Origin of the sequence: uncultured Veillonella sp., from assembly GCF_963534045.1 — a bacterium.
In the GTDB taxonomy this organism is placed as follows: Bacteria; Bacillota; Negativicutes; order Veillonellales; family Veillonellaceae; genus Veillonella.
The window spans coordinates 1-5180 of the sequence record NZ_CAUSQT010000068.1 but is presented as its reverse complement, the minus strand read 5'-3'; the positions used below and the strand labels follow the sequence as shown (position 1 = coordinate 5180).

Sequence of the window (5180 nt, the reverse complement as noted above, 5' to 3'; positions counted from 1 at the left end):
ACTTACGTCATTTAATTCTAATAGCATTCAGTTCCCTCCTATCCTTGTTTTTCTTGTTGTTTACGCTTATACGCTTCAAAACGTTCTGTTAATACTTGTGTTTCAGGAATGTATGGAGCTTTTTTAAAGCCTAATTTACGACTAATCTTATCTACCATAGATTCGGTTAAAATACCATCTGGACGAACAGCCATCAAAATGACTAACAATGCACCATAAATGATATCGCGATAGTCGGATAAGAAACGCAATACTTCTGGCAACAATGTAAGAATGAAGGAACCGAGTACGGAACCCCACACTACATTAGAACCACCAAATACAGGGAACAATAAGATTTGTACTACTTTATGATAACTGAAATCTGTAGGATTGATAAAGTTTGTAATATGAGCATACAAACCACCACCGATACCGGCGATAAATGCACCGATGATGAAAGCCATCATTTTATAGTACACTACATTAATCCCCATCAACTCAGCAGCATGATCATCTGCCTTAATAGCGGCAAAGGCACGACCGACACGGCTATTGTTGATACGTACACAGAAAGCAATAATAAAAATCAAAACGATTAGTAAAATAATGATAGCCATAATGTTGCCCCATGCAACAGCATCAATTCCCATAAGGCCATCAATATCGATTTCGTAAGCAAAATTTGTCAATTCTTGAGGAATAGATGGAATGCCGGATAGACCAAGAGCACCATTTGTCACATCTAAGTTCAAGAAGATAACACGTACTACTTCACCAAAACCAAGTGTGGCGATGGCAAGGTATAGACCTTTCAATCGAGTTGTTGGCAAACCGATGATAACGGCAACTAAAGCGGCTACAAAGCCACCCACTAAAATACCAACTACGATAGGTAAATCAGCTTTCAAAGAAAGCAATGCACCAACATATGCACCAACGCTCATAAAGCCAGCTGCCCCAAGAGATAACTGTCCACTGGCAAGTGTGAAATAAATGGAGATACCTAGGATGGCATTAATGATGAAAAACATCACAATTTGTAGATAATAAGGGTTAAAAATATCCATTATGGTCTGCCCCCCTTATCTTTAGAACCAAATAAACCTTGTGGTCTCCAGAATAATAAGACGATGATTAAACCAAAGGCTACCGCATCACGGAATGTAGATGCACCATAAGCAACGGAAAAAATTTCCGCAATGCCCAAGATAAAGCCACCTACCATGGCGCCAGTAATATTGCCAAGACCACCTAGGATAAGTACAGCCAAGCCTTTAAAACCTATGATAACACCCATAGTAGGCTCAATAGCATTGAAGGAAAGGCCAACAAGTACACCGGCAGCTGCACCTAAAGCGGAAGCAATCATAACGGTAACAGAAATAATCATCGTTGGATTGATGCCTAAGAGAGCTGCTGTTTCCGTGCTCATGGATACGGCACGAATGGCTTTACCAATCTTAGTCTTTTTAATAACCACATTTAAAATAATCATTAAGAGAACAGAAACACCTAAACCGATAATTTGCACCATGGAGATTTTAAATACCCCAAAGTCGATAAGGCCACCAATATAATCTGGTGGGAAGGATCTCGTTTGAGGGCCCCATAATAATAATGCCAAACTTTCAAGGAAGATGGAAACACCAATGGTGCTGATAAGTGGTGCTAAGTGAGACACCTTTTTCTTACGTAGTGGGCGTAACGCCACAAATTCTAATAAGTAACCTAGTACGGCACCTACAGCCATCGCTACGATAAGGGCTACAAATATGTTTACGTCAAAAACAGTTACCATAAAAAGACCAACGAAGGCACCTATCATAAAGATGCCTCCGTGTGCCATGTTGATGATATTTAAAACGCCAAACACAAGTGTTAAGCCAATAGCGAGTACAGCATATAAGCTACCGAGGGTTAACCCGTTAACTAATTGTTGTAAAAACACTATACTACCTCAACTTTTATTTTTTTAATGCGTCAAATTGACCGTTTCTAATTTGCAATACTTGAACTTCCATGGAAGGGTCGCGGTGGTCATTGAATTTGAATTGACCTGTTACACCAACGAAGTCGGCAATATTTTTCAATGCTTCGCGGAATTTTTCACGATCTGTGGTGGAGCCAGATTTTTTCAATGCTGCTTCATACAAGTAAACTGCATCGTAAGCTTGCGCTGCGAATTGATCTGGTTCTTTACCGTATTTATCTTTATAAGCTTTACGGAAATCTTTTACCTTTTGGTCATCTTTGTTAGGGAACCAAGGTGTACCTACGATAACGCCATCAGCTGCAGCACCTGCGATTTTAATAAATTCAGGACTGTTGAAGCCATTGGAACCAACTACAGGTTGTTTCATACCCATTTCACGCATTTTTTTCATAATCAATGCGCCTTCTTGGTATAGAGAAGCAACAACGATTACATCAGGATTAGCTTGTTGAATCTTAGTTAATTGTGCAGAGAAGTCTGTATCTTTATCTGCGAATGTTTCAGTATCAACGATTTGTACACCTTCAGCTTCCAATGCTTTACGAGCTGTATTATTTACAGATACCATTTGGTCATTGTTGTTGGAGTACATAATAGCTGCAGTTTTAAAGTTCAAAGTTTTATGTGCTTCTTTAATTGCAGTATCTACTGCCAAGGATTCTGGTACAGCATTACGGAAAATGTAATCGCCGATATCAGTAATACCTTCAGCTGTTGTAGATGTGCCAAGAGCTACGACTTTGCTCTTATTTGCTACAGGGCCAGCAGCCATCATTTCACCAGATAACATAGGGCCGATAACGCCTACCACTTTATCTTTAGAAATAACTTTGTTCATAGCATTAATTGCTTCGTTTTTATCACCTTTAGTATCTTCAACGAGCAAATTAATTTTTACATTGTTAGCGTCTGCATTGATTTCGCTAACAGCCAATTCTGCACCAGCTTTGATAGATTCGCCATACGCAGCAGCACCGCCTGTTGTCGTTGTTAACAATGCGATTTTAGCTTCATTATTATTTGCATTACCTGCATCTTTATTGCTACCACAACCAGCAGCAACAGCCATTACACCAGCAAGACCGAAAATGGCTGCTTTTTTTAACATGGATTTATTCATGTTACACCCTTCCTTTAATTACAATAACAGCAAATATAATAGTATAAATTATATATACTTCTATATTATGAAATATTTTTTATGTTTGTCAATTAAATCATGTATATCTTCTATAGAATTCAGATATACACCTTATAATTTTTATTTATTATGCTAATAATTCTGAAAAATGTTCCCATTTCTCATACAACTGTTGTAAGTTGCTTTCCGTATCTGAAAGCTGCTTAGATATGTTTTCCATTTCCGCTAAATCTTGTTGGACTACAGGATTTGCTAATTGTACTTCATACATTTTCATGGTCGCCTCTAATCTAGCAATTTCTTCTTCCACTTCAGCTAATTGCTTTTCAACCATGTATGTATTTGTTTTTTTCTTAGGTTCATCAAATGGAGATGGAGAAATGGTTTTAGCTTCAGATTTCACATCTTCCTTAGGCTCTTCTTCTACTACTTCTGTAAGAGCAGCTATATCCTGTTGCTCTTTTAATTTCTCTTTATAGTAAGAATAATTACCTAAGTATTCAGTAAAACCTTTATTCTCTAATACCAATGTTCTTGTAGATACTTGATCTAAGAAATACCGGTCATGGGAAATAATAAAACAAGTGCCACCGAATTGTTGTAATGCCCGTTCGACAATTTCACGGGTAGGTACGTCTAAATGGTTAGTAGGTTCATCGAGAATGAGGAAATTATCACCTTGTAAGAATAATTTTAACAGAGCTAAACGCGCCCGTTCACCACCGGATAAATCACCTACCAGTTTAAATACATCATCCCCTTTAAATAGAAATGAGCCTAGTACATTACGAGCTTTTTCTTCGGTAAAATTATAATTATTGATAATCTCATCTACTACTTGCCACCGATCGTGTAATTCTTCATGTTCTTGTGAAAAATAGCCCACTTGTACACGATTGCCAATATCGATATGACCTTCCGTAGGGAATAATTCCCCTACAATAGCTTTCACCATGGTAGATTTACCAGCCCCATTAGGACCTATTAAGGCAACAGATTCGCCGCGTCGAACAACCATAGATACATCATCAATGATTGGGACATCTGTTTTGTAGCCAATAGACACATGATCGAGTACAAGTACCTTATCAGCGCTCATTGCTGCCGGTGGGAATTTAAAGTCTAATGAATGTGAAGTTTCGGGAGCCTCTAATCGTTCCAATCGATTTAATTGAGATTGGCGACCTCTTGCCATCTTAGACTTAATACCAGCGCGATACTTATCAATATACTCTTCTGTTTTCTTAATATATTCTTGCTGCTTTTCATAAGCAATCGTATCTGCTTTTAAACGTTCTTCTCGTTGTGCTAAATATCGGCTATAATTACCGCGATAGGTGGTAGCCTTGTGATGATCTAGTTCTACCACACCAGTAACGATGCGGTCCATGAAATACCGGTCATGGCTGACGATCAGAATGCCACCTCGATAGGATGATAGATACCCTTCTAACCACTCCAACATTTCCATATCCAAATGGTTTGTCGGTTCATCGAGGAATAAAAAATAAGGGCTTCGTACTAAGGCCTTTGCCAAATTAATGCGCGTTTTTTGCCCCCCTGAAAATGCATTAGCCGGTTTATATAAATCTTCATCTGTAAAGCCTAGACCATATACTATGCGTTTTGTTTTTTGTTCATAGTCGTAGCCTCCTAGCCATTCCAAACGATTTTGCAGATAATCTAATCGTTGTAAATCACTTTCACTGGCTTCATGAGTCTCTAGATATGCCGTTAACTCTTGTAATTTATTTTCTAATGCATGAACATCTTCCCATGCTGTTTCTATTTCTTCCGCCAAGCTGGCATCGCCTAAGTTAACATCTTGTTGCAAATAGCCAATACTCGCAACGGGAGACATAACGACTTGACCTTCATCTAATTCCTCAATACCGAGGATACATTTCAATAGTGTTGATTTACCAGCCCCATTAGGGCCAACCAAGGCAATTCTATCGCCTTCTTTTATTTCAAAGGACACATTGGAAAACACTTGGCGCACCCCAAATGATTTTCCTAGGCCGATCATTCGAATGCGTTCCATTCAATACCTCCTTTATCATT

4 protein-coding genes are annotated in these 5180 nt (G+C 38.5%); all 4 read right to left on the bottom strand.

Annotation, left to right across the window (positions count from 1 at the left end; translation table 11 throughout):
• Nucleotides 1-38: 38 nt before the first annotated feature.
• A complete protein-coding gene (locus tag RYP29_RS08110) occupies nt 39-1049 on the bottom strand; it encodes a branched-chain amino acid ABC transporter permease (protein ID WP_311531846.1) in 1011 nt (336 codons plus the stop codon).
• The gene (locus tag RYP29_RS08105) at nt 1049-1930 is read right to left on the bottom strand and encodes a branched-chain amino acid ABC transporter permease (RefSeq protein ID WP_005384250.1); all 882 of its coding nucleotides are present in this window, start codon (nt 1928-1930) and stop codon (nt 1049-1051) included. Before RYP29_RS08105 ends, RYP29_RS08110 begins: the two co-directional genes overlap by 1 nt.
• Before the next feature lie 16 nt (nt 1931-1946).
• The gene (locus tag RYP29_RS08100) at nt 1947-3095 is read right to left on the bottom strand and encodes an ABC transporter substrate-binding protein (protein ID WP_005380797.1); all 1149 of its coding nucleotides are present in this window, start codon (nt 3093-3095) and stop codon (nt 1947-1949) included.
• Between the two features lie 148 nt (nt 3096-3243).
• Nucleotides 3244-5160 carry an ABC-F family ATP-binding cassette domain-containing protein gene (locus RYP29_RS08095; protein ID WP_311531845.1) on the bottom strand — a complete coding sequence of 639 codons (1917 nt, stop codon included), beginning with the start codon at nt 5158-5160 and terminating at the stop codon, nt 3244-3246.
• Nucleotides 5161-5180: the final 20 nt, after the last annotated feature.

Coding starts and splice junctions, on each gene's coding strand:
- RYP29_RS08110 (WP_311531846.1), bottom strand. CDS start 1,049: ATGGATATTTTTAACCCTTATTATCTACAAATTGTGATGTTTTTCATC.
- RYP29_RS08100 (WP_005380797.1), bottom strand. CDS start 3,095: ATGAATAAATCCATGTTAAAAAAAGCAGCCATTTTCGGTCTTGCTGGT.
- RYP29_RS08095 (WP_311531845.1), bottom strand. CDS start 5,160: ATGGAACGCATTCGAATGATCGGCCTAGGAAAATCATTTGGGGTGCGC.